This is a genomic window from Tenacibaculum retecalamus, from assembly GCF_027941755.1.
GTDB lineage: Bacteria > Bacteroidota > Bacteroidia > Flavobacteriales > Flavobacteriaceae > Polaribacter > Polaribacter haliotis_B.
Genome location: NZ_CP115916.1, coordinates 1,759,747 through 1,785,643 on the forward strand (window position 1 = coordinate 1,759,747; position 25,897 = coordinate 1,785,643).

General features: G+C 30.2%; 25 protein-coding genes and 2 pseudogenes. 15 read left to right on the forward strand and 12 right to left on the reverse strand.

Annotated features, from left to right (window positions below):
• Positions 1 to 92: 92 nt before the first annotated feature.
• Positions 93 to 254, reverse strand: coding sequence for a 50S ribosomal protein L34 (rpmH, locus tag PG912_RS08280; RefSeq protein WP_058884776.1), 162 nt, complete (start codon positions 252 to 254; stop codon positions 93 to 95).
• 229 nt (positions 255 to 483) lie between these two features.
• On the opposite strand from rpmH, the gene PG912_RS08285 reads away from it, so the two are divergent.
• Complete coding sequence (locus PG912_RS08285; RefSeq protein ID WP_275687160.1) at positions 484 to 2,097, forward strand: CTP synthase; 1,614 nt, start codon at positions 484 to 486, stop codon at positions 2,095 to 2,097.
• A gap of 224 nt (positions 2,098 to 2,321) precedes the next feature.
• Entirely contained in the window at positions 2,322 to 4,157 is a 1,836-nt protein-coding gene (gene yidC / locus PG912_RS08290) for a membrane protein insertase YidC (RefSeq protein WP_408648386.1), read from the forward strand.
• Between the two features lie 79 nt (positions 4,158 to 4,236).
• Here the strand turns inward: yidC and PG912_RS08295 are convergent, their stop codons facing one another.
• Positions 4,237 to 5,244, reverse strand: coding sequence for an isoaspartyl peptidase/L-asparaginase family protein (locus tag PG912_RS08295; protein ID WP_275687161.1), 1,008 nt, complete (start codon positions 5,242 to 5,244; stop codon positions 4,237 to 4,239).
• Positions 5,245 to 5,468: 224 nt separating this feature from the next.
• Between PG912_RS08295 and PG912_RS08300 the strand changes: the two genes are divergently transcribed.
• On the forward strand, positions 5,469 to 7,910 hold the full coding sequence (locus tag PG912_RS08300; protein ID WP_275687162.1) for a TonB-dependent receptor domain-containing protein: 2,442 nt from the start codon (positions 5,469 to 5,471) through the stop codon (positions 7,908 to 7,910).
• Positions 7,911 to 8,403: 493 nt separating this feature from the next.
• Here the strand turns inward: PG912_RS08300 and PG912_RS08305 are convergent, their stop codons facing one another.
• Complete coding sequence (locus tag PG912_RS08305) at positions 8,404 to 8,577, reverse strand: hypothetical protein (RefSeq protein WP_260585439.1); 174 nt, start codon at positions 8,575 to 8,577, stop codon at positions 8,404 to 8,406.
• A 147-nt stretch (positions 8,578 to 8,724) separates the two neighbouring features.
• Between PG912_RS08305 and fumC the strand changes: the two are divergent.
• The 3 genes and pseudogenes from fumC to PG912_RS08320 all read left to right on the forward strand — a co-directional run bounded on the left by fumC (position 8,725) and on the right by PG912_RS08320 (position 11,240).
• Positions 8,725 to 10,127, forward strand: a pseudogene (gene fumC, locus PG912_RS08310) (class II fumarate hydratase).
• A gap of 85 nt (positions 10,128 to 10,212) precedes the next feature.
• Entirely contained in the window at positions 10,213 to 10,686 is a 474-nt protein-coding gene (locus PG912_RS08315; RefSeq protein ID WP_275687163.1) for a nucleoside deaminase, read from the forward strand.
• Between the two features lie 188 nt (positions 10,687 to 10,874).
• Positions 10,875 to 11,240: a hypothetical protein gene (locus tag PG912_RS08320; RefSeq protein WP_260585436.1), complete on the forward strand. Its 366-nt coding sequence runs from the start codon at positions 10,875 to 10,877 to the stop codon at positions 11,238 to 11,240.
• A gap of 86 nt (positions 11,241 to 11,326) precedes the next feature.
• Here PG912_RS08320 and lgt read toward each other — a convergent pair whose 3' ends face one another.
• The 6 genes and pseudogenes from lgt to PG912_RS08350 all read right to left on the reverse strand — a co-directional run bounded on the left by lgt (position 11,327) and on the right by PG912_RS08350 (position 16,651).
• The gene (gene lgt / locus PG912_RS08325) at positions 11,327 to 12,154 is read right to left on the reverse strand and encodes a prolipoprotein diacylglyceryl transferase (protein WP_260585435.1); all 828 of its coding nucleotides are present in this window, start codon (positions 12,152 to 12,154) and stop codon (positions 11,327 to 11,329) included.
• An 88-nt stretch (positions 12,155 to 12,242) separates the two neighbouring features.
• Positions 12,243 to 12,476 (reverse strand): membrane protein insertion efficiency factor YidD, encoded by a 234-nt coding sequence (gene yidD, locus PG912_RS08330; protein WP_275687164.1) that lies wholly within the window; start codon positions 12,474 to 12,476, stop codon positions 12,243 to 12,245.
• Positions 12,477 to 13,959 (reverse strand): annotated as a pseudogene (gene cysS / locus PG912_RS08335) (cysteine--tRNA ligase).
• Between the two features lie 113 nt (positions 13,960 to 14,072).
• A complete protein-coding gene (locus PG912_RS08340; RefSeq protein WP_275687165.1) occupies positions 14,073 to 15,560 on the reverse strand; it encodes a hypothetical protein in 1,488 nt (495 codons plus the stop codon).
• The gene (locus PG912_RS08345; protein ID WP_275687166.1) at positions 15,541 to 16,107 is read right to left on the reverse strand and encodes a hypothetical protein; all 567 of its coding nucleotides are present in this window, start codon (positions 16,105 to 16,107) and stop codon (positions 15,541 to 15,543) included. Before PG912_RS08345 ends, PG912_RS08340 begins: the two co-directional genes overlap by 20 nt.
• Positions 16,100 to 16,651 (reverse strand): RNA polymerase sigma factor, encoded by a 552-nt coding sequence (locus tag PG912_RS08350; RefSeq protein ID WP_260585431.1) that lies wholly within the window; start codon positions 16,649 to 16,651, stop codon positions 16,100 to 16,102. Before PG912_RS08350 ends, PG912_RS08345 begins: the two co-directional genes overlap by 8 nt.
• A 102-nt stretch (positions 16,652 to 16,753) precedes the next feature.
• Here PG912_RS08350 and meaB point away from each other — a divergent pair, with 102 nt between their 5' ends.
• From meaB to PG912_RS08370, 4 genes are all read left to right on the forward strand, one after another.
• Entirely contained in the window at positions 16,754 to 17,836 is a 1,083-nt protein-coding gene (gene meaB / locus PG912_RS08355; protein ID WP_408648415.1) for a methylmalonyl Co-A mutase-associated GTPase MeaB, read from the forward strand.
• Positions 17,823 to 18,164 carry a tRNA-binding protein gene (locus PG912_RS08360; protein WP_275687168.1) on the forward strand — a complete coding sequence of 114 codons (342 nt, stop codon included), beginning with the start codon at positions 17,823 to 17,825 and terminating at the stop codon, positions 18,162 to 18,164. The genes meaB and PG912_RS08360 overlap by 14 nt, the downstream gene beginning before the upstream one ends.
• An 84-nt stretch (positions 18,165 to 18,248) precedes the next feature.
• On the forward strand, positions 18,249 to 18,965 hold the full coding sequence (locus PG912_RS08365) for a hypothetical protein (protein WP_275687169.1): 717 nt from the start codon (positions 18,249 to 18,251) through the stop codon (positions 18,963 to 18,965).
• Between the two features lie 106 nt (positions 18,966 to 19,071).
• Positions 19,072 to 20,244, forward strand: a complete 1,173-nt coding sequence (locus tag PG912_RS08370; protein WP_275687170.1) for a nuclear transport factor 2 family protein — start codon at positions 19,072 to 19,074, stop codon at positions 20,242 to 20,244.
• Here the strand turns inward: PG912_RS08370 and PG912_RS08375 are convergent.
• Both PG912_RS08375 and PG912_RS08380 read right to left on the reverse strand, forming a co-directional pair.
• On the reverse strand, positions 20,241 to 20,648 hold the full coding sequence (locus PG912_RS08375) for a hypothetical protein (RefSeq protein WP_275687171.1): 408 nt from the start codon (positions 20,646 to 20,648) through the stop codon (positions 20,241 to 20,243). The two genes, PG912_RS08370 and PG912_RS08375, sit on opposite strands and share 4 nt — an antisense overlap.
• A complete protein-coding gene (locus PG912_RS08380) occupies positions 20,635 to 21,213 on the reverse strand; it encodes an RNA polymerase sigma factor (RefSeq protein ID WP_260585468.1) in 579 nt (192 codons plus the stop codon). Before PG912_RS08380 ends, PG912_RS08375 begins: the two co-directional genes overlap by 14 nt.
• Before the next feature lie 146 nt (positions 21,214 to 21,359).
• Between PG912_RS08380 and PG912_RS08385 the strand changes: the two genes are divergently transcribed.
• From PG912_RS08385 to PG912_RS08405, 5 genes are all read left to right on the forward strand, one after another.
• On the forward strand, positions 21,360 to 21,707 hold the full coding sequence (locus PG912_RS08385) for a DUF6249 domain-containing protein (RefSeq protein WP_260585425.1): 348 nt from the start codon (positions 21,360 to 21,362) through the stop codon (positions 21,705 to 21,707).
• A 154-nt stretch (positions 21,708 to 21,861) separates the two neighbouring features.
• Complete coding sequence (locus PG912_RS08390) at positions 21,862 to 22,428, forward strand: YdeI/OmpD-associated family protein (protein WP_275687172.1); 567 nt, start codon at positions 21,862 to 21,864, stop codon at positions 22,426 to 22,428.
• 18 nt (positions 22,429 to 22,446) lie between these two features.
• The gene (locus PG912_RS08395; RefSeq protein WP_275687173.1) at positions 22,447 to 23,454 is read left to right on the forward strand and encodes an alpha/beta hydrolase; all 1,008 of its coding nucleotides are present in this window, start codon (positions 22,447 to 22,449) and stop codon (positions 23,452 to 23,454) included.
• Complete coding sequence (locus tag PG912_RS08400; RefSeq protein ID WP_275687174.1) at positions 23,447 to 24,337, forward strand: TIGR01777 family oxidoreductase; 891 nt, start codon at positions 23,447 to 23,449, stop codon at positions 24,335 to 24,337. The genes PG912_RS08395 and PG912_RS08400 overlap by 8 nt, the downstream gene beginning before the upstream one ends.
• On the forward strand, positions 24,330 to 25,007 hold the full coding sequence (locus tag PG912_RS08405; RefSeq protein ID WP_275687175.1) for a GNAT family N-acetyltransferase: 678 nt from the start codon (positions 24,330 to 24,332) through the stop codon (positions 25,005 to 25,007). The genes PG912_RS08400 and PG912_RS08405 overlap by 8 nt, the downstream gene beginning before the upstream one ends.
• Positions 25,008 to 25,062: 55 nt before the next feature.
• On the opposite strand, the gene PG912_RS08410 is transcribed toward PG912_RS08405, so the two are convergent.
• The gene (locus tag PG912_RS08410) at positions 25,063 to 25,800 is read right to left on the reverse strand and encodes a DUF6263 family protein (protein ID WP_275687176.1); all 738 of its coding nucleotides are present in this window, start codon (positions 25,798 to 25,800) and stop codon (positions 25,063 to 25,065) included.
• Between the last annotated feature and the right edge of the window lie 97 nt (positions 25,801 to 25,897).

Consider the following 25,897-nt stretch of genomic DNA (forward strand, 5'->3'; position numbering starts at 1 on the left):
TGTTGTGTTGTTGTCAAAAATAAAAAAAGTATATATAAAAAAAGGTGTTACTAAAAAATAGTAACACCTAATATATTAACAATTGTTAATCATTATTTTTTTGGTCTTGGAGCTGAAGATACACTTAAGTTCTTTCTTCCTTTAGCTCTTCTTCTTGCTAGTACTTTACGTCCATTAGCAGATGCCATTCTTTCTCTGAAACCGTGTTTGTTTCTTCTTTTTCTTTTCGATGGTTGGTAAGTTCTTTTCGGCATTATTTATATTTTTAAAAATGGTCTTTAATTATACGTTGCTTTTATGAAATTCCGTCTGCTAAAAGCGTGGGCAAATATACAACAGTTTTTTTGTTTAACAAATACTAGTTTTACTTTTTTCTAATATTTTTTTACGTGGCAAAAATAGTAAATTTTTATATATCTTTTTTCACTTTTTTATTTGTTCGAATAGCTAGACTTCTTATTTTTGCCCAAACCTAACAATACCATGAACAACACTAAATACGTTTTTGTAACAGGAGGCGTAACTTCATCACTAGGAAAAGGAATTATTGCTGCATCTTTAGCTAAACTATTACAGCAAAGAGGTTTTTCTGTGACCATTCAAAAATTAGACCCATATATAAATATAGATCCAGGAACATTAAACCCGTATGAACACGGTGAATGTTATGTTACTGATGATGGTGCTGAAACCGATTTAGATTTGGGGCATTACGAGCGTTTTTTAAACATACCTACTTCACAGGCTAATAATGTTACTACTGGTAAAATTTATCAATCTGTAATAAACAAAGAGCGTAAAGGAGAATTCTTGGGGAAAACGGTACAAGTAATACCACATATTACTGATGAAATTAAAGAACGAATTCAAATTCTAGGGAAAACTGGAGATTATGATATCGTACTAACTGAAATTGGTGGTACTGTTGGAGATATAGAATCACTACCTTACGTAGAGGCTGTACGTCAATTAAAATGGGAACTAGGAGATGATAACGTTATTGTTATTCATTTAACTTTAGTACCTTATTTAGCTGCTGCTGGTGAATTAAAAACAAAACCTACACAACATTCTGTTAAAATGTTAATGCAAAGTGGTGTAAGCCCTGACATTCTTGTATGTCGTTCTGAGCATGAAATTAACGATACTATTAAACGTAAACTGGCTTTGTTTTGCAACGTTAAAAAACAAGACGTAATTCAGTCTTTAGACGCAGAAACAATTTACGATGTACCTAATTTAATGTTTAAAGAAGGTTTAGACTATGTGGTTTTAGATAAACTAAATTTATCTACCCGTAAACAACCTAAATTAAAAGCATGGAATCAATTTTTAGAGCGTCATAAAAACCCTACCGCTACTATTGAAATTGGTTTGGTTGGTAAATATGTAGAATTACACGATTCTTATAAATCAATTACCGAAGCATTTATTCATGCTGGTGCTACAAATAAAGCAAAAGTAAATGTTCGTTGGATTCACTCAGAGGAATTAACACCCGAAAATGCTGCTTCAAAACTAGAAGGCTTAAACGGTGTTTTAGTTGCTCCTGGGTTTGGAGACCGTGGTATTGAAGGTAAAATAGCAGCTGTACAATATGTACGTGAAAATAACATTCCTTTTTTAGGAATTTGTTTAGGAATGCAAATGGCAGTTATTGAATATTCACGTAATGTTTTAGGTTTAAAAGAAGCTATTTCAACTGAAATGAATGAAAAAACAGCGCACCCTGTTATTAATTTAATGGAAGAGCAAAAAGACGTTACCGAAAAAGGTGGAACCATGCGATTGGGTGCTTGGGATTGCCAATTAACAAAAGAGTCTCGAGTTTTTGAAGCTTATAAAAAAGAGTTAATTAGCGAACGTCACCGTCATAGATACGAATATAATAATGAATATAAGGAGCAATTAGAAAATGCTGGATTAAAAGCTACGGGTATTAACCCAAAAACAGGATTGGTTGAAATCGTTGAGATTGATACGCATCCTTGGTTTGTTGGTGTACAATATCACCCAGAATATAAAAGTACTGTGCTAAATCCACATCCTTTATTTGTAAGTTTTATAAAAGCTTCATTAAAACAATCTAAAAAATAAATTTAAAATCCTGTAATTTTTAATTACAGGATTTTTTATAAAGTTGGAACACTGTTTGAGCTATCATACTTATCAAAACTAATCACAGTAAAACATCATAAATAACATAGGATTTTACTACATTTGTCGGGTTTTTCAATTGACTGAAAAACAAAAAATGACAAGTTGACATTATAACACATATCAATGGAACAAAAAAATTTGATTTAAATTCCTTTATAGGAATGCTATTATTAGGAGGTATTTTACTTTGGTGGATGAATACTCGTAAACCAGAAGTAACTCCTGAAAACACTACACAAACCGAACAAGTTTCTAAAACAACAGCTACACAAAACGACGTAACTGAAACACCAATATTAAACGATTCGTTACAGCAAATTGCTTTAAAAAACAAGCTAGGTGCTTTTGCTTACGGAGCAGCAACTAGTAAAGAAGGTGTTACTTCTATAGAGAATGACCTTGTTAAATTAACTATTGATAATAAAGGTGGGCAAATTACTGAAGCTTTACTTAAAAACTTCAAAACCTACGATTCACTTCCTTTATATTTAGTAAAAGATAAAAACGCGTCTTTTAATATTAATTTCGGAACTACCGATAATCGTATTTTAAATACTAAAGATTTATTATTTACACCTACTTTAACTAAAAACGGAGACATTCAAGTACTTTCTATGAAACTGAAAGTGTCTGAAAATCAATTTTTAGAATATCGTTACGAAATTAAAAAAGACGATTACCGTGTAGCTTTTGCTGTTCGTTCTCAAGGATTAAATTCGGTAATAAACAGCTCTCAAGCAATTAATTTAGATTGGAACTTAAAAGGGTTTAGACATGAAAAAAGTTTAAAAACCGAAAATCAATATTCAACATATTATTATAAAGCTGATGGCGATGTTGATTATTTACAAATGAATGATGACGAAGCTGTAAGTGATGTAAATTGGGTTGCTTATAAGCAACATTTCTTTTCAACAATTTTATCTTCAGACACACCTTTTAACGGAGCAAGTTTAAAATCGGTTGATTTTGCAGGTGAAGAAAAAGATACTGTTTTTACAAAAACCTATAGTTTAAAAACACCTTTAACTTTAACAAATGGTGAGTTAAATTATAATATGGAATGGTTTTACGGATCAACAGATTACAATTTATTAAAATCGTATGAAGGAACTAGTTTAGATGAGATTTCTGATTTAGGTTGGGGAATTTTCGGATTCTTAAACCGTACTGTATTCTACCCTGTATTTAACCTGTTAAAAGGTTTTATTGGTAACTACGGATTGATTATCATATTTATGACGATCGTTGTTCGTATTATCATGTCGCCAGTACTTTATAAATCGTATTTATCGAGTGCTAAGATGAAAGTTATTCGTCCAGAAATGGAAGAAATCAACAAAAAATATCCTGGTAAAGAAAATGCAATGAAGCGTCAGCAAGAAACAATGGCGGTGCAACGAAAAGCTGGAGTAAACATGATGTCGGGTTGTATCCCTGCATTAATGCAAATGCCTGTATTCTTTGCTTTATTTAAGTTTTTTCCTACCAATATAGAGTTCAGACAAAAAAGCTTTTTATGGGCAAATGATTTATCATCTTACGATATGGTATATCAATTACCTTTTAGTATTCCTTTTTATGGAGATCATGTAAGTTTATTCCCAATATTAGCCTCAGTTGCTATTTTCTTTTACATGAAAATGAATCAAAGTCAACAAGCAAACATGCAAGCTCCTACACAAGAAGGAATGCCTGACATGGGTAAAATGATGAAATATATGATTTACTTCTCTCCTATTATGATGTTGTTTTTCTTTAACAACTACGCAAGTGGATTAAGTTTATATTATTTTATATCTAACTTATTAACCATCGTAATTATGTTGATTATTAAAAATTACGTAATTGATGAAGCTAAGATTCACGCTAAAATTGAAGAAAATAAAAAGAAGCCTGAAAAAGCTAAAAGTAAGTTTCGTGAGCGTTTAGATAGTGCTATGAAACAAGCACAAGAACAACAAGCTGCACAACAAAAAGCAAAAAAGAAAAAATAAGTAGGCTCTAGGCAAAAATTAAAAAAGACGCAATTTTAAAAATTGCGTCTTTTTTTGTCTTCTCTCTTCTCTAAAAAAACTAGCTTCTCACTTTATTAAAATAATCTGACTTAATGTTTTTATTATTGCCTTCTTTATACAAATTATAGCTAAACCATTCGTGAATTGAATACGCACCTGTTTCTCCTTGCTTATTTACAGCAATATAACCTACTTGAAAATTCTTAAACTCTTTCCCAGGTTTATTCACAATTCTTCCAATGGCAATTTCACAGGCTTCTTGTGGTGATTTTCCTTGACGCATTAATTCAACTATTAAAAAACTACCGACAGTTTTTAAAACCTCTTCTCCTAAACCAGTAGCAGATGCCCCTCCAATTTCATTATCAATAAATATACCACCACCAATAATTGGAGAATCTCCTACTCTACCAGCCATTTTATATGCCAATCCACTTGTGGTACAAGCTCCAGAAATATTTCCGCTTTTATCAATTGCTAACATCCCAATAGTATCGTGATTTTCGATATTGATAATCGGTTTATATTCTGATTTTACTTTCCATTGTTCCCATGCTTTTTTAGAGGCATCCGTCAATAAATCTTCCCGTTCAAAACCTTTTGAAACTGCAAATTGTTCAGCTCCTTCCCCAACCAACATTACATGTGGTGTATCTTCCATTACTTTTCTTGCTACAGAAATTACATGTTTTATATTTTTAACACCTAAAACAGCTCCGTAATTTCCCTTTTCATCCATAATACAGGCATCCAAAGTTACATTTCCATCTCTATCAGGCAAACCGCCTTTTCCTACTGATTTCCCTTTTTCATTCGCTTCTTCAACTCTACAACCTTGTTCAACAGCATCTAATGCCGATCCTCCTTTTTTCAAAATTACTGCTGCGGTTTCAACCGCCAGTGGCGTATTCCATGTTGCAATAACAACAGGACGTACAGATTTTGAAATGAAACTAATTTCTTTTTCTTCTTTCACTGTTTCTTTACAGGCTAAAACTGTTGATGATACTGTAACTAAACCTAAGCCAGTAACAGATAATTTCCTTATAAATTTTCTACGTTTCATTTCTACCTATTTTAATTTTATGCCGTCAAAAAATTACAATCTCACCATAGATAAACATTCATTTTTATCTTTTAAATGAAAATTACAATTTTCCGCAACTAATGTACAAAACTCAAACTATTCCTTTTTTAAACTTTAATTTTTCTTTAACACAATTTTAACGCAACCCTACTAAACCTTAAGAGACCTTTGTTGTCTTAGTATAAAAAATATTATTTAATTCAATGAAAAAATTAACTCTTATAATTGCTTGCATTTTTAGCTTATCAATGTTTGCGCAAAAACCGCAGGGTGCAAGTGTTTCTATCTCAGGTAAAGTAATAGAAACCAACACCAAACAACCTTTAGAATACGCTACCATAGTTTTAACAAACCTTAAAACAAAAAATATTAGTGGAGGAATTACAGATACAAAAGGGAACTTTAATATTTCTGTTCCTAAAGGAGATTACGCTGTAAAAGCTGAATTTATTGGTTTTAAAACTAAAAATTTAGGAACTCAAAACTTAACAGTAAACAAAAACATAGGTACTATTTCTTTAACAGAAGATGCTGAAACCTTAAATGAGGTAGAAATCATTGCCGAAAAATCGACTGTTGAAATTCGTTTAGATAAAAAGATTTACAACGTAGGTAAAGACATGACCGTAAAAGGTGGTACTGCTTCTGATGTATTAGACAATGTACCATCAGTAAATGTAGATGCTATAGGTGCAGTTAGTTTAAGAGGTAATGAAAATGTACGCATTTTAATTGATGGTAAACCATCTGCTTTAGTTGGTTTAACTGGTACCGATGCTTTAAGAAACCTTCCTGCGGATGCTATTGAAAAAGTAGAAGTTATTACGTCTCCATCGGCGCGTTATGATGCTGAAGGAACTGCCGGAATTTTAAATATTATCCTTAGAAAAGGAAAAATTACAGGTTTTAATGGTTCTATAAATCTTACTGCTGGTAACCCAGATATGCTAAGAGTAGCACCAAATTTAAATTACCGTACTAAAAAAATAAACTTATTTTCTAACATTGGTTATTCTTACAGAAAAGGACCAGGAAACTCTCAAACTAGTTTCACAAATTTTAATAGTGACAATACTATTAAAGACTATAGAGATGAAGACAGAACTTTTGATCGAAAAAACAAAAATTTCAACGCTTCTATCGGAATGGAATATTACCTAAACGACAATAGCTCTGTTACCGGTAATTTTGTTTACAGAAAATCTAATGGAAATGACATTGCGACTAACATTTCAACTTTTTTTGATGAAAATAAAGTTTTAACTACCACTGAAGATAGGATTGAAAATGAAGATGAAGATGGTGTAGACAAACAATATTCTATAAATTACACCAACAGATTAAATGATGATGGACAAAAACTAACCATCGATTTACAATACGGAGATAGCAAACAAACAGAAAACTCTCCCGTAACCGTAAATGGTGCGCCTTCTGAAGACAATTCACAAATTACCAACTCTAAAGAAAAGTTATTACAAATAGATTATGTATTACCAATTGGTGAAAATAGCCAGTTTGAAATCGGGCACAAATCAACTTTACAAGATTTAGATTCAGATTTTAGAGTAAACCTATTAGATCCTCTTGCAACTTTCGATCCTTCAAATGCTATTACTTTTAAGCAAAATGTGTATGCTTTTTATACACAATACGGAAGTAAAATTAATAAGTTCTCTTATTTATTAGGACTTCGTACAGAAATTACTGACATCGATTTAAGTGTATTAACAACCAATCAAAAATCAGACAAAAATTATACTGAATGGTTTCCTACAGTAAACCTTGGTTATGAGTTAAACGACAACGAAAATGTTACTTTAGGCTATAGCAGACGTTTAAGAAGACCACGTCACTGGTTTTTAAATCCGTTTGAAAGTCGTAGTTCTGCTACCAATGTATTTAGAGGAAATCCTGATTTAAACCCAACCTACACAAGTTCATTCGATTTAGGTTACAATACAAAAATCAGAAAATTTAACTTAGGTGCATCTTTGTATTACCAACTTTCAACAGATAAAATTCAACGAGTTTCTATAATTGAAGAACGAAGCGGAACCAATGTATTTGTTAGTCAACCTTTAAATTTAAATGACGAACAACGTTACGGTTTTGAATTTACAAGTAATTACAATCCAACAAAGAAAGTACGTTTATCAGCAAGTTTTAACTACTTTAAGTTTAATACTGATGCTTTTACATACACATTTACTGCACAAGACGGAACACAAGAAATAACTAATTTAAAGGAAGTTAACGAAGACAGTTGGTTTGCACGTTTTAACGCTCGCATTACCTTACCTGCAAAAATTGAATGGCAAACACGTTTAATGTATCGCGAATCGCAAAACAGCGCGCAAAGTGATAGAAGCGGAATGTTTATGGCAAACTTAGCCTTTAGTAAAGATATTTTAAAAGACAAGGCCTCGTTAGTATTAAATGTAAGCGATTTATTAAACTCACGTAAACGAGAAAGCACCACGTATTATGGTGGTAGAGATAACCCATCAACAATTTCTAATGGTGAATTTCAATGGAGAGAACGTCAAATATCATTAAGTTTTACGTATCGTTTTAATCAAAAGAAAAAAAGAGAAAGACCACAAGGCGGAGGTCAAGATGGTGGAGAAGGTTTTGAAGGATAATATTATTTTGGGCGTTCGAGCGGGCTTTCATTACTCGCTTTATACTTTGTGTATATAAAAATACACACAAAGTATAAGAGCTCAAACAAACCATTCAATCCCTAACGCAATTACCGTTATTTTTTTAAAAAATAGTGTAAATTATAAATACAATCAAATTTACTCTATATAGTAACAGACCTCACAGGTTTTAAAAACCTGTGAGGTCTGTTATTATAGGTTAAACTGCGCTACAACTGATATAGCAACTACTTAGCATTTTATAAAAAAAATAGTTCTTTAAAATTGTTTTTAAATAATAGTAGTTCATCGAAAAAAGTAAACTCTTAATTAATAGCCTAGCCCTGATTGTAGCAATTGTTTGAGCTCTTTTTTGATTTTTTTCAAAAAAAGCGAGTGCGGAAAGCAGGAAACAGCTTCAAAAAAATTATAAACACAATAAAAAGCTCGTTCAAATAAATGAACGAGCTTTTTTTTATATTTACTTTAAAAACTACTTACCTTCAGCAGCTCTTTTTGCTTCTCTCTTTAATTTTATGTTCTCTAAGATTGTACCACCGATCCAATAAGGAACCACAAATGTTAATAAGAAAATTAACAACCAAAATCCGGTTGTAAAAATAAACATGAATAATACCAATCCTGAAAATTCTGAAAAATCTAACATTTGTTTCCTATTAATAATTGTTGTGATGCAAAATTATAACTATTTTTCTTTTCAACCAATAAAATCTCATAAAAATCGACACTAAAAACTATAAGAATTTGTAATTTTGAAACTTAGTTAAAATATATACTTTTAAATCATTTTATAATGACAAAGTTCAGAATCGAAAAAGACACCATGGGGAACGTTGAAGTTCCTGCTGATAAATATTGGGGAGCACAAACAGAACGTTCTCGCAACAACTTTAAAATTGGTAGCCATCTGGCTCTATGCCTTTAGAAGTAGTATATGGCTTTGCTTATCTTAAAAAAGCTGCTGCCTATACCAATGCCAAATTAGGTGTTTTATCAAATGAAAAAAGAGATTTAATAGCTCAAGTTTGTGATGAAATTTTAGCTGGTAAACACGATGATCAATTTCCGTTAGTTATTTGGCAAACAGGTTCGGGTACACAAAGTAACATGAATTGTAACGAAGTTATTGCTAACAGAGCTCATGAAATTACTGGAAATGTAATTGGTGAAGGTGAAAAAACCATTCAACCAAATGATGATGTAAACAAATCGCAATCATCAAACGACACTTTTCCTACAGGTATGCACATTGCTGCTTACCAAAAAATTGTAGAAGTAACCATTCCTGGAGTTGAGCAATTACGTGATACTTTACAAGCAAAATCAGAAGCTTTTAAAGATGTTGTAAAAATAGGACGTACGCATTTAATGGATGCTACTCCCCTAACCTTAGGTCAAGAATTTTCTGGTTATGTTGCACAATTAAACTTTGGTTTAAAAGCTTTAAGAAACTCTTTAGCGCATTTATCGCAATTAGCGTTGGGTGGAACTGCTGTAGGAACAGGATTAAACACGCCTGCTGGTTACGACGTATTAGTGGCAAAATATATTGCTGAATTTACAGGTTTACCTTTTATTACTGCTGAAAATAAATTTGAAGCCTTGGCTGCACACGATGCCTTTGTTGAAACACACGGATCTTTAAAGCAATTAGCGGTTTCTATTAATAAAATAGCCAACGATATTCGTATGATGGCTTCAGAGTCACGTAGTGGAATTGGAGAATTAATTATTCCTGCTAACGAACCTGGTTCTTCTATTATGCCTGGAAAAGTGAATCCTACACAAGCAGAAGCTATTACTATGGTTTGTGCACAAGTTATGGGTAACGATGTTGCGGTAACTATTGGTGGTACACAAGGACATTACGAATTAAACGTATTTAAACCAATGATGGCGGCAAACGTATTACAATCTGCTCAGTTAATTGGAGATGCTTGTGTATCTTTTGATGTTAACTGTGCTGCTGGTATTGAACCAAATCACAGTAGAATTACTGAGTTAGTAAACAACTCTTTAATGTTAGTTACTGCTTTAAATACTAAAATAGGATATTATAAAGCTGCTGAAATAGCAAACACTGCACACGCAAACGGAACTACTTTAAAAGTAGAAGCTGTTCGTTTAGGCTACGTTACTGAAGCTGAATATGACGAATGGGTAAAACCTGAAAACATGACTGGCGGGTTAAAATAAAAACTTACTTTTGTAATCACTAAAAAGCTGCATTATTTGCAGCTTTTTTTTAGCTAAAATAACTAATCATATTAAAGAAATGAAGATGAACAAACACGAAGAATATATGAGCGAAGCTGTAAAAGCAGCTTTAAAAGGAATGAGTAATAACGAAGGCGAATCATTTGGTTGTATTGTTGTAAAAGACGGTGAAATTGTTGGTCGTGGTAATAATAAAGTTACCTCAACAAACGATCCTACAGCGCATGCTGAAGTTACTGCAATTAGAGATGCTTGTAAAAACTTAGGTTCTTTTCAGTTAGATGGTTGTATCGTTTATACTTCTTGCGAACCTTGCCCTATGTGTTTAGGTGCAATTTATTGGGCAAGACCAGATAAAGTATATTACGGAAGTAACCAACAAGATGCTGCTAACATAGGTTTTGATGATGAATTTATTTACAAAGAAATTCCGTTACCATACGAAAAAAGAAGTATTCCGTTTGAACAAGTCGGACGTGAAATTGCTTTAGAACCGTTTGAAAAATGGTCAGAAAAGAATGATAAAATTGAATACTAGCAATAAAAAATCCCAAATTAACCTTTGGGATTTTTTATAAATAAGATAAAATTTATCTTTAAATTAAAACATATAAGTTCTAATATTTAATATTAAGTAATTCTTTATAAAATACCTAATTCTAGGTATTGCTCTCGTTATTAATTATTTATAAATTTAAATTCTATTTAATTATAAAATCATACAAGATGAAAACTAGAATTTTATTATTAGTAATTACTATTTTTGGAGCCATTAGTATATCTTTCTCTCAGAACGTTGATGGTTACACATTTCATGAATCAAGTAAAGGAGTTTCTCTTTATTATAAACAACATCAATATGGTGTTACTTTTCGTGCCGTTAATAAAAGAAAAAAATATGTATACGTTAAAGTCTTTAATGTAGTTAGCACCTGGAGTAATGGTAAAACACGAAGAAAAGATGTTAATATTGGCTTTGTAGCAAGTAATAAAGCTTCTAATGGAGGTGGCTTAAATAATGATAATTATGCCAAAATTAAATCTTGGCGTTTTGATAGTTGGAAATGGTCTGAGAAATCTTTTAGCTATTAAATAATTTATATTTAAGTGATTGTATATATATTAAAATAAAAAGCTCCAAGTTTAAAACTTGGAGCTTTTTTGTATCTAAAATCTAATTATTTAGTTTTTCTGAACATCAACCAAAAACCAATTAGTACTAACGGAATACTTAATACTTGTCCGGTGTTTAATGAGTTAAATACCCAGTCTTCTCTTCCTTGAACTTGTGCTTGTTTTAAGAACTCAATAAAGAAACGTAACGACCATAAAACCACCATAAATAATCCGAATAAAAATCCTGATTGATTCTTTTTATCTGTTTTCCAGTAAAAATACCATAAAGCAAAAAACAATGCTAAATAACTAAATGCTTCGTATAATTGTGTTGGGTGTGAAGGAACCGTTTCTCCTGCTCTTTTAAAAATTACTCCGAAACTGCTTCCTGTTGGTTTTCCATAGATCTCTGAGTTAAAAAAGTTTCCTAAACGGATAAAAAATCCTGCTAAGGCAACCATAATTCCTAATCTATCTAAAATAAATAACCATGGTTTTTGTAAATGTTTTTTTGAATAAAAGTATAAAGCTACAGGAATACCAATTGCTGCACCATGACTTGCAAAACCAGTAAATCCTGTGAATTTCCAAGATCCATCTGCCATTTCTTTCATTGGTAAAAATATTTCTAACAAATGATTCTGATAATAATCCCAGCTATAAAAGAAAACATCTCCTAATCGCATTCCTACTAGCATTGCTACAAACACATACATGAATAGAGGATCTAGTTTTTCAACAGGGATCTTGTCATTTATATAAATTTTCTTCATTAAACGAAGTCCCAATACAAAGGCTGCTACAAACATTAAACTGTACCAACGAATACCTAAACTACCAATTTTTAATATTTCAGGATCTAAATCCCATACTATAGATAAAAAATTCATTTATTCTTATTTAATTTGTCCTTCCGAACATAACAAAGTAATCTTAAAAAAAAGAGTACTTCGTCATTCTTCTTCGTAATGACGATTACTATTTCTTTTTTTCTGGCACAGGATCATAACCGCTTCCACCCCATGGGTGACAACTAAATATTCTTTTTGTTGCCAACCAACCTCCATAAAACAAACCATGTTTTTGCAATGCTTCAATTGTGTAACTAGAGCATGTTGGCGAATACCTGCATGTTGCTGGTGTAAATGGTGAAATGGCTGTTTGATAAAACCGCACCAATAGTATAAACGGGTATGTGAGTATTCTTTTCAATTAATTAACAGAAAAACTCGTTCCTTCTTTTCCGTCTTTTAACTGAATTCCTAATGCCAATAATCTATCGCGAATTTCATCTGATAAAGCCCAGTCTTTGTTTTCACGTGCTTCTTTTCTCATTTGAATTAGCATTTCTACTACTCCACTTAATTTATCAGAATTATTTCCATCAGCTATTTCATTCATCAATCCTAAAACATCAAAAACAAAAGCTTTTATTGTTACAATTAATTCCTCTAAATCACTTGAAGTTAAACTTGCTTTTTGTTCTTTTATCTGATTTACAGTTTTAACGGCTTCAAATAAATGAGAAATTAATACAGGTGTATTAAAATCATCATTCATGGCTGCATAACATTCTTGCTTCCATTTCTGAACATCAAAAGTTGAAGTATTTCCTGCTTCAATTTTATCTAAGAAATTTACAGCATCCATTAACTTGCCATGTCCTTTTTCTGATGCTTCTAAAGCTTCGCCAGAAAAATCTAGAATACTTCTGTAATTAGCTTGCATATTAAAAAAACGTACCACACTTGCTGAAAATGCTTTTGGTAAAATTTCGTTTTCACCAGATAAAATTTCGTTTGGTAAAATAAAGTTACCTGTTGATTTTGCCATTTTCTGGCTATTTAGCAACAACATATTGGTATGCATCCAGTAATTTACTGGAGTAACACCACTACAAGTTTGAGATTGTGCTATTTCACATTCGTGATGTGGAAATTTTAAATCCATTCCACCACCATGAATATCAAATTGCTCTCCTAAATATTTTGTACTCATTACTGAACATTCTAAATGCCACCCCGGAAAACCATCACTCCAAGGAGAAGGCCAACGCATAATATGGCGCTCATCTGCTTTTTTCCAAAGGGCAAAATCTTGTGGGTTTTTCTTATCTGATTGTCCGTCTAAAGTTCGTGTATTGTGAATTGCATCTTCTATTTTTCTACCAGATAGGATTCCGTAGTTACCAGTTTCGTTGTACTTTAAAACATCAAAATATACAGAACCGTTAACTTCATATGCGAAACCTTTTTCCATGATTTCTTTAATCATTTCAATTTGTTCAACAATATGACCTGTTGCGGTAGGTTCTATACTCGGTGGTAAAAAATTGTAGTTTTTTAAAACATCATGAAAGTCTACAGTATACTTTTGTACTACTTCCATTGGTTCGATTTCTTCTAAACGTGCTTTTTTAGAAATTCTATCTTCTCCTTCATCTGCATCATTTTCTAAATGACCAGCGTCAGTAATATTACGCACATAACGCACTTTATAACCTAAATGTAGAAAATAACGATACACCACATCAAAAAACATAAATGTACGTACGTTTCCTAAATGGGCATTGCTATATACCGTAGGCTGCACAAACGTACATTCCTACATATCCGTCGTTTACAGTTTTAAAAGGCTCTTTGGTTTTTGATAAAGAGTTGTATACTTTTAATTGATTTTCTTTATATAATTTCATCGAAAAAGTGGCTATTTACAGATGTTAAAGATAGGCACTTTATAAGGAATAATGAAATGGAATTTATTAGGAAAGTAATAAAATTTTAAAAGGTATTTTTTTATTACAATCTATTATTTTTGAAGTACTAACTGACTGTATTTACCAATGATTTTCACCATATTGTCTTCTGTTGAGATACTAAAATTACCATTTACTTCTTTTTTAGAATCGTTAACCGAAAATTTTATTACTGGTTTATTAGGATAATTTCTAGCTTTACCTTCTATAACATAGGCTAATTTTTTATTAATATTAGCTATATTAATCAAAGCTTCTGATGAATTTAAATCAACTTTAAAAGTATGATAATTTGGATGAATTTTATTGATTTTTAAACCTCCAAATTTACTATTTACCTCTACATCATTATAAACGTTAACAAGAACAACTTCTGACGAAGTTGAACTTATTTTGGTATTGGTAACCGATGCTAAATTAGCATCGGTTACGTTATTTAAAAACAAAGTACTCTTATTTAATGAATTGATGGTTACAGGCGAAAACGATAGGTTTAAGTGACTCTCGCTTAAATTATCAGCTTTAAAAGTACCATAACTTACTTTTCCTGAAGCTTTTGTTTTTGGTAATTTAACTTTACAGTGACGTGTATTTAAATCGAATGTTGCATTTTTGGGTACTTTAATAATAATTTTCTTGGTTATTTTCACTTTCTTTCCATCAATTGTAAATTCACCATTTTTAGAAAAAAACATATAATTAGCATGTACTTTTTTTATTTCTTTTTTAGCACTGTGTATTTCTTCTTTTGCGTTAGCTAATTCTCGTTTTATTTCTTCTCTATTTATTTTTTTTATTTCTGCTCTTGCTCTTGCCAATTCTCTTTTTAGCTCTTTATCATGTTTAACACGATTCGCTTCAAGTTTTTTAAGCTCTTTTTTTAGTTTTTTCTGTCTTTGTTCCTGCGTTTCTTTAAACTTTTTATATTTTTTTGTTTTCTTAAATTTTTCCCATTCTTTTTTAGATTTTATGGTGATGTCATTTACACCATCTTTCCATTGAAAAAAGTAGTTTTTACCATCTTTCGTGTATTTATCAAAATCAAATTCAATGTTTTCTAAGCCTGTAACAATTTCTTCAAAATTAATTTCTGGTATTTCAATTTCTGGTATTTCTGGCATTTCAGGAATCTCTGGTATTACAATAACATTATCGTTTGTACCGTATTGATAAACTTTTGGTAAGTTATTTTTAGAGGAATTAAAAAATACAAAATTATTATTATCAAACGAATGAAAATTATTTGTGCTTGCATTAATTTGTACTTTATTCTTATTCCCTAAAGCTTCAAATTGCCAGTTTTTAAAATACTTTTCTGCGGCTTTTTTATCAAGCCCTTCTACTTCAATAACGGCTTCTATAGACACTTGATTTTTGTTCCATGTAGTTACATCAATATCAGCATTTGAGGCATTTATTTTTACAACAACATCTTTATTGGTTGTAAAATTTTCACTAAATTTTTTATCGTATTTCTGAGCAAAAACAACACCTGTTGTTAATAATGAAAAAACGGCTATTTTAAATATTTTGAATATCATTTTGAGTTGGATTTTTAAGTTCTTTTAATTGTTTTTGCATACGTTTTAACAGCTGTAAACGCATTTGCAGGTTTCCAATCAATGCATTGATAGTATTATCATTAATCCCTTTTGTATTGAGCTCTCGGGTTAAGGTTTTATATTCTTTGGTTAACTCGCCTATTTCGGCAAAATAACCATCAAAAAATTCTTTAGTATCGTCTGTTAATTCTAACTGACTTAATTCGTAGTTTATGGTATTTACATAATATGACTCAACCGTTTTTAACTCGGGCGAAATAGTACCTAAACTTATATTATTTTTATATTCTTCTGGTATTTCTTTTATAGGTGTTTCAATTGTATTCGTTGGGTAAAATCGAACTCCTAAACTTACCAATAAAACTATTGAAGCTGCAACATACAGCCATTGATATGATTTTTTAACAGATGGTTTTTCATGTAATTCTTTCATTAACCTATCTTGAAAACGCTGCCTGTGGTTTGTTGATATTTCAACATTTTTTTTGCCCTTATTTTTTAATACTTCTCTAATATCTTTAGACATAGTGTACATTTTTTAATTGTTCTTGCACTTTCTTTTTACCTCTTAATAAATGAGTTCTTGAGGTTACTTCTGAAATCCCTAATATTTCTGAAATTTCTTTATGATCATATCCTTCTAGCAAAAACAAGGTTAATACTACGCTGTATTTATCTTTTAATTTTTGAATACAGTTTACAATTTCTTGGTACGTAATTGTATTCGACACACTCCAGTCATCGTCATCATCTATAAGTATATTTGTTTCTTCATTTATCAAAACTAAATCCAACTTTTTCTTCTTTAAAAAATCGATACTTTGGTTTATAACAATTCGTTTTAACCAAGCACCAAATGCAACTTCTTCGGTATATGAATTTATATTTTTAAAGGCCTTTATAAAAGCTTCTTGCATTATGTCTTCAGCAATAAATGTATCATTTACAAAACGAACAGCAACTAAAAGCATCGCTTTGTAATACAAATCATACAATTGCATTTGTGCCTTTGCATCATTATTTTTACAACCATCTATTATAGGTTGATGTAACTGTTTGGTTAATTTCATTATTGATTTCTTATACTAAAGACGATACTTTTTATACTTCGTTGCAGTTTGCTTACTTTTTATTTTTAAATTTACTTAATATTTAGTTTTTACTTTATAATGATTGATAAAAAAAAATCTGCTCTTACCGAAAAAGACGGGGTTTCTCAACCAGAAACTACCAGTAAATCATCCGCAGAAAAAATAAAATTCAGCCGAAGAAAAAAAACAACTACCCAAGAATATATTACACAAATATTGGCGGGTAACATTCCGTTTTTAAGCAAAGCTATTACTTTGGTTGAAAGCACCAATACCAAGCATCAAAAACAAGCTACCGAAATTATTGAAGCTTGTTTGCCACACGCCAACAAATCTATTAGAATAGGTATTACTGGTGTTCCTGGCGTTGGTAAAAGTACTTTTATTGAGGCTTTAGGAAAACATTTAACATCCTTAGGTAAAAAAGTAGCCGTTTTAGCTGTAGATCCAAGTAGTTCTGTAAATAAAGGAAGTATTTTAGGTGACAAAACACGGATGGAAGAATTAGTTACCGACAAGAATGCCTTTATTCGTCCGTCTCCTTCAGGAACTTCTTTGGGTGGAGTTGCTCAAAAAACTAGAGAATCGATTATTTTATGTGAAGCTGCTGGTTTTGATACCATTATTATTGAAACCGTTGGGGTTGGGCAATCTGAAACTGCTGTACACTCTATGACCGACTTTTTTTTATTACTGAAATTAGCAGGCGCAGGCGATGAATTACAAGGTATTAAACGCGGAATTATTGAAATGGCAGATGCTATAGTTATTAACAAAGCAGATAGCGGAAACGAAAAAAATGCTAAAATTGCTAAAGTTGAATTTAACCGAGCATTGCATTTATATCCGCCAAAAGATAGTGGTTGGCAACCGAAAGTTTTATTAGCTAGTGCTTTGCATCAAAAAGGTGTGGATGACATTTTTTTAATGATTCAAAATTATATTAACACTGTAAAAAACAACGGTTATTTTCAGCAGAAACGTAACGAACAAAACAATTATTGGTTGCTTGAAACTATCAATCAGCAATTAAAAAGTAATTTTTATAACAACCCAAAAATTAAAGAATTACTTAAAAACGAAGTACTTAATTTAAAAAAAGGAAAAACAACTCCGTTTACTGCGGCGCAACGCTTACTAAACATCAATTATGGAACAGAATAAATTAACTTGGAGCGATTTTGAAAAAGTAGAAATGCGAATTGGTACCATCCTTTCTGCGGATATTTTTAAAGAAGTTAAAAATCCTGCGTATAAATTGCAAATCGATTTTGGCGACTTTGGGATAAAAAAAACCTCGGCACAAATAACCAAATTATATACTACTGATGAGTTAATTGGTAAACAAATTATTGCAGTAGTTAATTTTCCTAAAAAACAAATAGCTAATATTATGAGTGAATGTTTAGTATTAGGAGGTTTAGGAAACGATAAAGAAGTTACTTTATTATCCACAGATAAACCTGTAAAAAACGGAACAAGAATTGGATAAGTTTATTTCTTTATCTTTCTTACCTAGAAATGACCTAACAATTAAATACCTTTTATATTCATAACTAACTTTAAATAAAAAAACATGAAAAAAATTTTTATCTTACTTACTGCTTTAATTTATTTATTACCACAAAATATAAATTCTCAAAATAATGGAGCAATAGCTGCAGCAGGTGCATTAGTTGCTATTGGTGCCGGAATTGCCGCTGTTAAACAAATGGAGGAAAGAGCTGAGTTAACAGCTACTCAATGGATATTATCAAATAACCCTGAATTAACTAGTTTTTCTTTAAAAACGCTTTCTTTTAATGGTAAAAAATTAAAAGACATGTCGTCTACCTCTGTTATTACTTATAAAATTCAAGAGTTTACTCCTGCTAATAAACCTGAACTCAATGGAAAAAAACAAGTTTTATTTGGTTTTACAAGTCAGGGATGGATTAATCAATATGGAATTGATTTTGATAAAGTGAAATGGTTTTTAATTGACACTAAAGAATGGATGAATATGATGGTGTCGTATGTAAAAGTGTCTTCTAGCGAAAACGATGAAGAAACACTTAAAAAAACATTAAAAGAAGGTAAAGTTGTAAATAAAGGTGTAAAAGTAAAAAGTAAACTAGTTATTCCTTTTTACAAATTAAAAGGAGATATGTATGTTGTGACTGACTATTCAAATGATTTAAAGCTAGTATATAATGAAAGATCTTTAGGTATATTTTTAAAAGAAACAAAAAATCTTGTACAAATGGGTAGAGGAGATATAATTGATATTCATAATTTCTTTTTTGACGAATAATAAAACTTAGTTTTAACCTTTAACTAAATAATAAAAACAGTTTAAATTCATAAAATTTAAACTGTTTTCTTTTTTGGTATATTTGTTTGTAATCAAAAACAATACCATGAAAAAAATAACCATTCTTTTATTATTGATATCATCAACTATGATAAGTCAAATTCATACTGAAGTTTACTTGTTTGATATTGAACAAAAAAATGACAAATGGGAAGTTACGAATGGAGAAAATATTTCTAAAAATTTAGGCTATGACAATCAACCTCATTTTTATAATGATACTACATTAATATTTGTATCAACAAGAAAAAAACAAACAGATATTGTTAAGTATAATACAAATACTAAGAAAAAATATTTTTTAAACAACAGTATAAACGGAAGTGAATATTCACCTCAAAGAATTCCTGAATCTAATACTATTTCTGCGGTAAGATTAGATGATGATGGCTTACAGCGTTTTTATGAATACGATGAAGTTACCCAAAAAAGCAAAACACTGATTAAAAATTTAGTTATTGCTTATCCATTTTGGTATGATAAAAACACTTTAATATCGTCTGTGATTGTAAATGATACTTTAGAGCTTTTTATAAGTGATTTAAAAAAGAAAACCAATACTTCAATTACAAAAGAAACAGGAAGATCCATTCATAAAATTCCAAATTCTGATTTAATAAGTTTTATAAAAAAAGGTCAAAAAGGGTGGCAAATTTGGTCATTAAACCCGATTAGCAAAGAAATTAAAAAAATTACAGAAATAAATAAAATGCAAGACATGTGCTGGTTACCTAATGGAAACTTGTTACTTTCTAATAAAAAAAATATTATACAATTTTCACCTTCAAATAACAGCTGGACGTATTTTTATCAATTTAAAGATGAAAACATAAATAATATTTCAAGAATTATTGTAAATAAAAAAGGAACAAAACTGGCTTTAGTAGCAGAAAACTCTCCAAAAATTTTAGCTCAACAACAATTAGAAGCTTATAATAAAAGAGACATTAATGCATTTTTAAAACCCTATGCTAAGAATGTGAAAATATATACATTTCCTAACGAATTAAATTATGAAGGTATTGATGAAATGCGAAAAAGATACACTCCAATGTTTAAAAACACAGCTGACTTACATTGTGAAATTGTTAGTAGAATTGTAAAAGGGAATACAATTATAGATGAAGAATTAGTTACAGCTAATGGTAGTACTTTTAAAGCTGTTGCCATTTACACCATTAAAAACAATAAGATAAGTGAAGTAAGATTTCTTCGTTAATTTAAGTTTTTCGTAAAATGATTTTTTAAAAAATGTACTTGAAAAAAGATCATCAATGTAAAAAAGAAACAAGCATATAACATTGTATTGGATACTGTAATGTTTCCAAACAAATTTGGCATTTCAATTGATGACATATAAGATAAATCTATCTTTGGCATTTTCATCCAAGTAACTGAAGTTCCTTTTGAAACATACAAAATACCACCAACTAAAAACATCACTAAAACACTCCACATTTTATTAGAAATTAACGGAGTAGGTTTATAAATTTTAGCATTTTCTTTCTTAAGAATTTCCATTAAATTAGCTGTAAAATCAGCTGATGGTGACTCTATATCTATTTCTTTAATATACTTTTTAGTAAAAGCATCTAATTCTTCAATATGTTTATTTTCTCCCATAATGTTCAATTAATTCGGGTTCTACATTTTGTTTTACTATACCTAACAACCTTTTTCTAGCCCTGTGCAATTTAACTTTTACATTTGCTTCAGAAAAATCGGTAATTTCAATTATCTCTTTTAAACTTAATTCCTGAAAATAAAACATCCATAAAACGGTGCGTTCATCTTCAGGCAAACTTAACATACATTTATTAATTACTAGAGCGCGTTCTTTACGTTCTATTCCATCTAAAATACTCTCGGTACTCGATATTTTATTAATAGTTACTTCGTTAATAGTATCAGTATTGTATTTTTCTTTATTCTTTTTTAAACTATCTAAACAAGCTCTATAACCAATTTTATATAGCCAAGTAGAAAATTTCGATTCTCCTTTAAACTTACTTAAATTTTTATAAGCCTTTATAAAAGTATCTTGGCAAACTTCTTCGGCCTCTTCTCTACTCTTTAGCATTTTTAAAGCCAACGTAAAAACCATTGCCTTGTAGTTATCTACTAAAAAAGCAAAAGCATTGGTGTCTCCTTTTAAAACTTTGTTTATGTATAGTTGATCGTTGATAATAGTTGTTTTATCTTAAGACTGTATGCTATTAAAAAAGGTTACACTATTTATAAAATAAATTTATTTTCATTTTTTTTGTAACCTTTATTTAAAAACTAAAGTCATACTTGCAAACACAATAAAAATAATCATTTAAATTTTAAAATATGGAAGTAGCAATTGTATTTATGTTCTTATTCGCAGTAATTTTCGGAATCTTTTATTTATTCTATTCAACACGTAACAAAGAACGTTTAGCGTTAATAGAAAAAGGTGTAGATGCAAAAATATTTATGCAAGGAGAACGAAAAAAATCAACATTAACAGGTAGAATCATCGTTTTAAACTTAGCTTTATTATTAATGGGTATTGGCTTAGGTATTTTCTTAGGGTTAGTAATCGATACTTACACATCTATGCAAGAAGAAGCAATTTACCCTGCAATGATTTTCTTAATGGCTGGTTTAGGTTTATTTACAGGATTTAGCTTAACTAAAAAGTTAGACAACGAGTAATCCATATACCAATTCAATTTTAAAAGAGAATGAAACTTTGTTTCATTCTCTTTTTGTTTTGTAAATTAGGCATTTGTTTTTTTGATATAATTCAATCAGAAAAAAATCACAGAACTGAAAGCCTTGTACTTTCCTTTAAAAAAATTATGAGATAGTGTTAGAGAAACCTGAATTATATTTTAAAAATGATATAGAATGGCGGGATTGGTTATTCGAGAATCATAATTCATCCGAAGGAATATATTTAATCTTTTATAAGGTTGAAAATATAGAGGAATCTATGCGCTGGGAAGAAGCAGTTAAAGTTGCTCTTTGTTTTGGCTGGATAGATGCGACTGTAAAAAGTTTAGGCAACGGAAAACGGAAACAATATTTTTGTAAACGAAAACCTAAAAGTATTTGGAGTGCCGTAAACAAAAAACACATTGAAAATTTAATTGCTAATAATTTAATGCACAAAAGCGGGTTAGAAGTTATTAAAATTGGAAAACAAAACGGTTCATGGAATACTTTAGATGTTATTGATAAATTAATAATTCCGGTAGATTTACAAGCAGAATTTGATAAAAATGAAATTGCTTTTCTTAACTACAAAAAATTTGCTCCTAGTTATAAAAAAAACTATTTGTATTGGTTACTGCAAGCTAAAAGAGAAACTACACGCTTAAAACGTATTAAAGAAATTATTGAATATTGTAGTAAAAATATAAAATCAAGATAACATTAAACAATCAATTAAATGCTAAAAAAAATACTTAAATATTTAGGAGTACTTTTAATTTTACTACTTGTTATATATGCTATTGGTCCTAAAGCTAAACAACCAAACCTAACAACTAAAATTTCTAAAAACACAAATAGTTTATTAGAAATAGATGATACCTTTTTACAAGAAAATAAGAATACAAATATACGAGAAGGAAATCATTCTCGATTAATTTGGGCTGATAGTATTCCTAAAAAAACAAAATACTCTGTTGTTTATTTACATGGGTTTTCTGCAAGTCCTGCCGAAACAGAAGTTATTTATACCAATTTTGCTAAACGATATGGAGTAAATTTATATGCACCAAGATTATTTAAACACGGTTTAAAAGATAAGGAACCATTGCTAGAATTTACTGCGGAAGGATATTTAGAATCTGCTAAAAAAGCAATTGCAATAGGTAAACAACTAGGAGAAAAAGTAATTTTATTTTGTGTAAGTACAGGTGCAACTGCTGGGTTATTTTTAGCTTCTGAAAATCCTGAAATTGAAGCTTTAATTTTATCATCACCAAATATTGATGTTTATGATACCAACTCTAACTTAGTAACAAAACCTTGGGGCAAACAATTGTTAAAAATTATTATGGGAGGCGATTATCAAAGTTGGACACCTCCTAATGGTGCAGAAAAGTATTGGTATTCCAAGTATAGGATTGAAGCAATAATTCAATTAAAATCATTGATACAAGCTACAATGAAACAAGAAGTTTTTGAAAAAATAAAACAACCTTTATTTATGGCATACTACTACAAAAATGAAGAAAAACAAGACAAAACTGTTTCTGTTAAACGTATGAAAGAAATGTTTAACCAAATTTCTACTACTGATAAAAACAAATATCAAGTAGCAATTCCAGAAGCTAAAAATCATTCTATTGCTTCTAGCTTCTTTACTGAAGAATATAAAACGGTAGAAAAAGAAATATATCATTTTGCTGATACTGTTTTAAAACTAAAACCAATTTTAAAAAATGAGTAAAATTCTTATAACTGGGGGAACAGGATTAATTGGAAAAGAGCTTCAAAAAAAATTAATTTCTAAAAACCATGAAGTTGTTATACTTTCAAGAAATCCGAAGAAAAAAAATGAGTTCCTTTGGAATATTTCTGATGGATTTATTGATGATAACGCCTTTAAAGATATTACACATATTATCCATTTAGCTGGAGCTGGTATTGCAAATAAAAAATGGACTAACAAAAGAAAACAAGAACTTATTAATAGCCGTGTGAAATCTGCTAATTTGCTTTTTACCAAAATTAAAGAACTGAAAACTGAGTTAAAAGGTTTCATATCTGCTTCAGGAATTGGCTATTATGGCGCGCTCACTTCTGAGGAAATATTTTCTGAGGATCATATTTCAGGTAATGATTTTATTGCTAAAGTTTGCATTGAATGGGAAAAAGCTACTCATAAATTTAGCCAACTAAATATTCCTGTAACTATTTTACGAACAGGTATTGTACTCGCTAAATCAGGTGGTGCTTTACCAAAGATAAATACACCTTTATTTTTAGCTACTTTAGGTAATGGAAAACAATACATGCCATGGATTCATATTGATGATTTATGCAATATTTATTTAAAGGCTGTTGAAAACATTCATTTTACGGGAGTTTATAATGCTATTGCTCCCGAACATGAAACGAATAAAAGTTTTACTGAAAAATTATCAAAAACTATAGCTAAACCTATATTTCCACTTAATGCTCCGTCATTTATTTTAAAAATGGTTTTAGGTGAAATGTCTTCTATATTACTAAAAGGTAGCAGAGTATCTTCTGTAAAAACATCTGCTATTTATTCTTTTATATTTCCTGATTTAAAATCAGCTTTAAAAAACATTTATCATAATGAATGATAAACTAAAAAATCCGGTTTGGTATTCTTTAAATGAAACTCATAAAAACATAGCCATTAAATATGATGGCGTACAATTTTACGATTCTGAAATTTGTCCTTTTGGAGCTTTTATTGATACATCAAAAACAGCAGAGGCTTTAAACGAATATGCAAAATTTACGGATAGTTTCTTCTTAGTTACAGAAAATAAAATTCCAATTCACGATACCAATTTCGTTACTTTAGATAGAAAAATAGAAGGTTGTCAAATGGTGTTACAAGATCTAATTGAGGTAGAAATCAAAGAAGAAATTATACCACTTACTTCTAAACACATCAATGAAATATATGATTTAGTTTGGTTAGTTATGCCTGGATATTTTAAAAAAAGAACTTTTGAAATGGGTAAATACTTCGGTGTTTTTAAAGATAATAAACTCGTTTCAATAGCCGGACAAAGAATGCAAACCAACGATTTTATTGAAGTAAGCGCTGTCGTTACACATCCTGATTACACTGGTAGAGGTTTTGCAAAACAACTAACTACTCATGTTACTAAAGAAATATTAAAAGCAAACAAACATCCTATTTTACATACCACAAAGGGAAACACTGCCATTAGCCTGTATGAAAAGTTAGGCTATAAATTAACAAGAGAAATGAATTGGTGGCTTTTTCATAAAAAATAAAAAACTCAGACAGTACTGTCTGAGCTTTTCTTAGGATAGTGGCAGAAAATAGTGTTTACTTTTTAGTAATACTCATATTCATACTTGTTGTTAAATCCTGTCCTTGAACTTTCATTAACATCTCTATTTTAGAGGTTAAAGCGACACCTGTTTTTTTATCAATATTCATGGTTCCTTTAATATTACCTGTTCCAACTCCTTCTACATTACCAGAAATATCTAACAACACATTTTTAGCTGTAATTGAATTTACTTTATAAACGAAATTCAATTTCATTCCGTTTGCATCTTTATTCATAGACCAAGTATCACCAACTGAAACTGCTTTTTCAGGATAAACTACATTACTAGATTGTTGTGTTAAATTATTTGCATTAGGAATATTAGGCTCAACTTTTGTTTCGATAATCTTACCTAAATTGTCTCCTTTCGTTGTTATTAATACTTTCATCATTGGTGCCATTTGAGCCTTCATAACTTCATCTGTAGGACTTAACTCTTCCTCTTTTTTACTAGAGTCATATGACATTAATTGACCTCCTTGTGAAACATTTATTACCATATTAGTAATTTTCATATCACTTTCGTATGTATCATCAGAAACGACTTTAATTTCTTGATGCATTGTCATTTTTGTATTCATAGACATTAAACCTGCACCCATTTTTTGAGACATTTCCATTTTCATCTCATAAACATCGCCTTTTTCATAATTTAAACGAAGTAATACTTTCTCTTGAGCTACACTTACCATTGTTACTCCTAATAACAATGCAACTAATAAATTTTTCATTTTTAAATTTTTATTTTTAATTATTCTTGTAGCGAATATACACAAAAACAGAAAAGGCTTAGAAAAATTTCCTAAGCCTTTGTTTATTATACTATGT

What these genes read in the sequence shown, in the direction of transcription:
- rpmH (WP_058884776.1), bottom strand. Translation starts at nt 254, where the DNA reads ATGCCGAAAAGAACTTACCAACCATCGAAAAGAAAAAGAAGAAACAAA.
- PG912_RS08285 (WP_275687160.1), top strand. Translation starts at nt 484, where the DNA reads ATGAACAACACTAAATACGTTTTTGTAACAGGAGGCGTAACTTCATCA.
- yidC (WP_408648386.1), top strand. Translation starts at nt 2,322, where the DNA reads ATGCTATTATTAGGAGGTATTTTACTTTGGTGGATGAATACTCGTAAA.
- PG912_RS08295 (WP_275687161.1), bottom strand. Translation starts at nt 5,244, where the DNA reads ATGAAACGTAGAAAATTTATAAGGAAATTATCTGTTACTGGCTTAGGT.
- PG912_RS08300 (WP_275687162.1), top strand. Translation starts at nt 5,469, where the DNA reads ATGAAAAAATTAACTCTTATAATTGCTTGCATTTTTAGCTTATCAATG.
- PG912_RS08305 (WP_260585439.1), bottom strand. Translation starts at nt 8,577, where the DNA reads ATGTTAGATTTTTCAGAATTTTCAGGATTGGTATTATTCATGTTTATT.
- PG912_RS08315 (WP_275687163.1), top strand. Translation starts at nt 10,213, where the DNA reads ATGAACAAACACGAAGAATATATGAGCGAAGCTGTAAAAGCAGCTTTA.
- PG912_RS08320 (WP_260585436.1), top strand. Translation starts at nt 10,875, where the DNA reads ATGAAAACTAGAATTTTATTATTAGTAATTACTATTTTTGGAGCCATT.
- lgt (WP_260585435.1), bottom strand. Translation starts at nt 12,154, where the DNA reads ATGAATTTTTTATCTATAGTATGGGATTTAGATCCTGAAATATTAAAA.
- PG912_RS08340 (WP_275687165.1), bottom strand. Translation starts at nt 15,560, where the DNA reads ATGATATTCAAAATATTTAAAATAGCCGTTTTTTCATTATTAACAACA.
- PG912_RS08345 (WP_275687166.1), bottom strand. Translation starts at nt 16,107, where the DNA reads ATGTCTAAAGATATTAGAGAAGTATTAAAAAATAAGGGCAAAAAAAAT.
- PG912_RS08350 (WP_260585431.1), bottom strand. Translation starts at nt 16,651, where the DNA reads ATGAAATTAACCAAACAGTTACATCAACCTATAATAGATGGTTGTAAA.
- PG912_RS08360 (WP_275687168.1), top strand. Translation starts at nt 17,823, where the DNA reads ATGGAACAGAATAAATTAACTTGGAGCGATTTTGAAAAAGTAGAAATG.
- PG912_RS08365 (WP_275687169.1), top strand. Translation starts at nt 18,249, where the DNA reads ATGAAAAAAATTTTTATCTTACTTACTGCTTTAATTTATTTATTACCA.
- PG912_RS08370 (WP_275687170.1), top strand. Translation starts at nt 19,072, where the DNA reads ATGAAAAAAATAACCATTCTTTTATTATTGATATCATCAACTATGATA.
- PG912_RS08375 (WP_275687171.1), bottom strand. Translation starts at nt 20,648, where the DNA reads ATGGGAGAAAATAAACATATTGAAGAATTAGATGCTTTTACTAAAAAG.
- PG912_RS08385 (WP_260585425.1), top strand. Translation starts at nt 21,360, where the DNA reads ATGGAAGTAGCAATTGTATTTATGTTCTTATTCGCAGTAATTTTCGGA.
- PG912_RS08395 (WP_275687173.1), top strand. Translation starts at nt 22,447, where the DNA reads ATGCTAAAAAAAATACTTAAATATTTAGGAGTACTTTTAATTTTACTA.
- PG912_RS08400 (WP_275687174.1), top strand. Translation starts at nt 23,447, where the DNA reads ATGAGTAAAATTCTTATAACTGGGGGAACAGGATTAATTGGAAAAGAG.
- PG912_RS08405 (WP_275687175.1), top strand. Translation starts at nt 24,330, where the DNA reads ATGAATGATAAACTAAAAAATCCGGTTTGGTATTCTTTAAATGAAACT.
- PG912_RS08410 (WP_275687176.1), bottom strand. Translation starts at nt 25,800, where the DNA reads ATGAAAAATTTATTAGTTGCATTGTTATTAGGAGTAACAATGGTAAGT.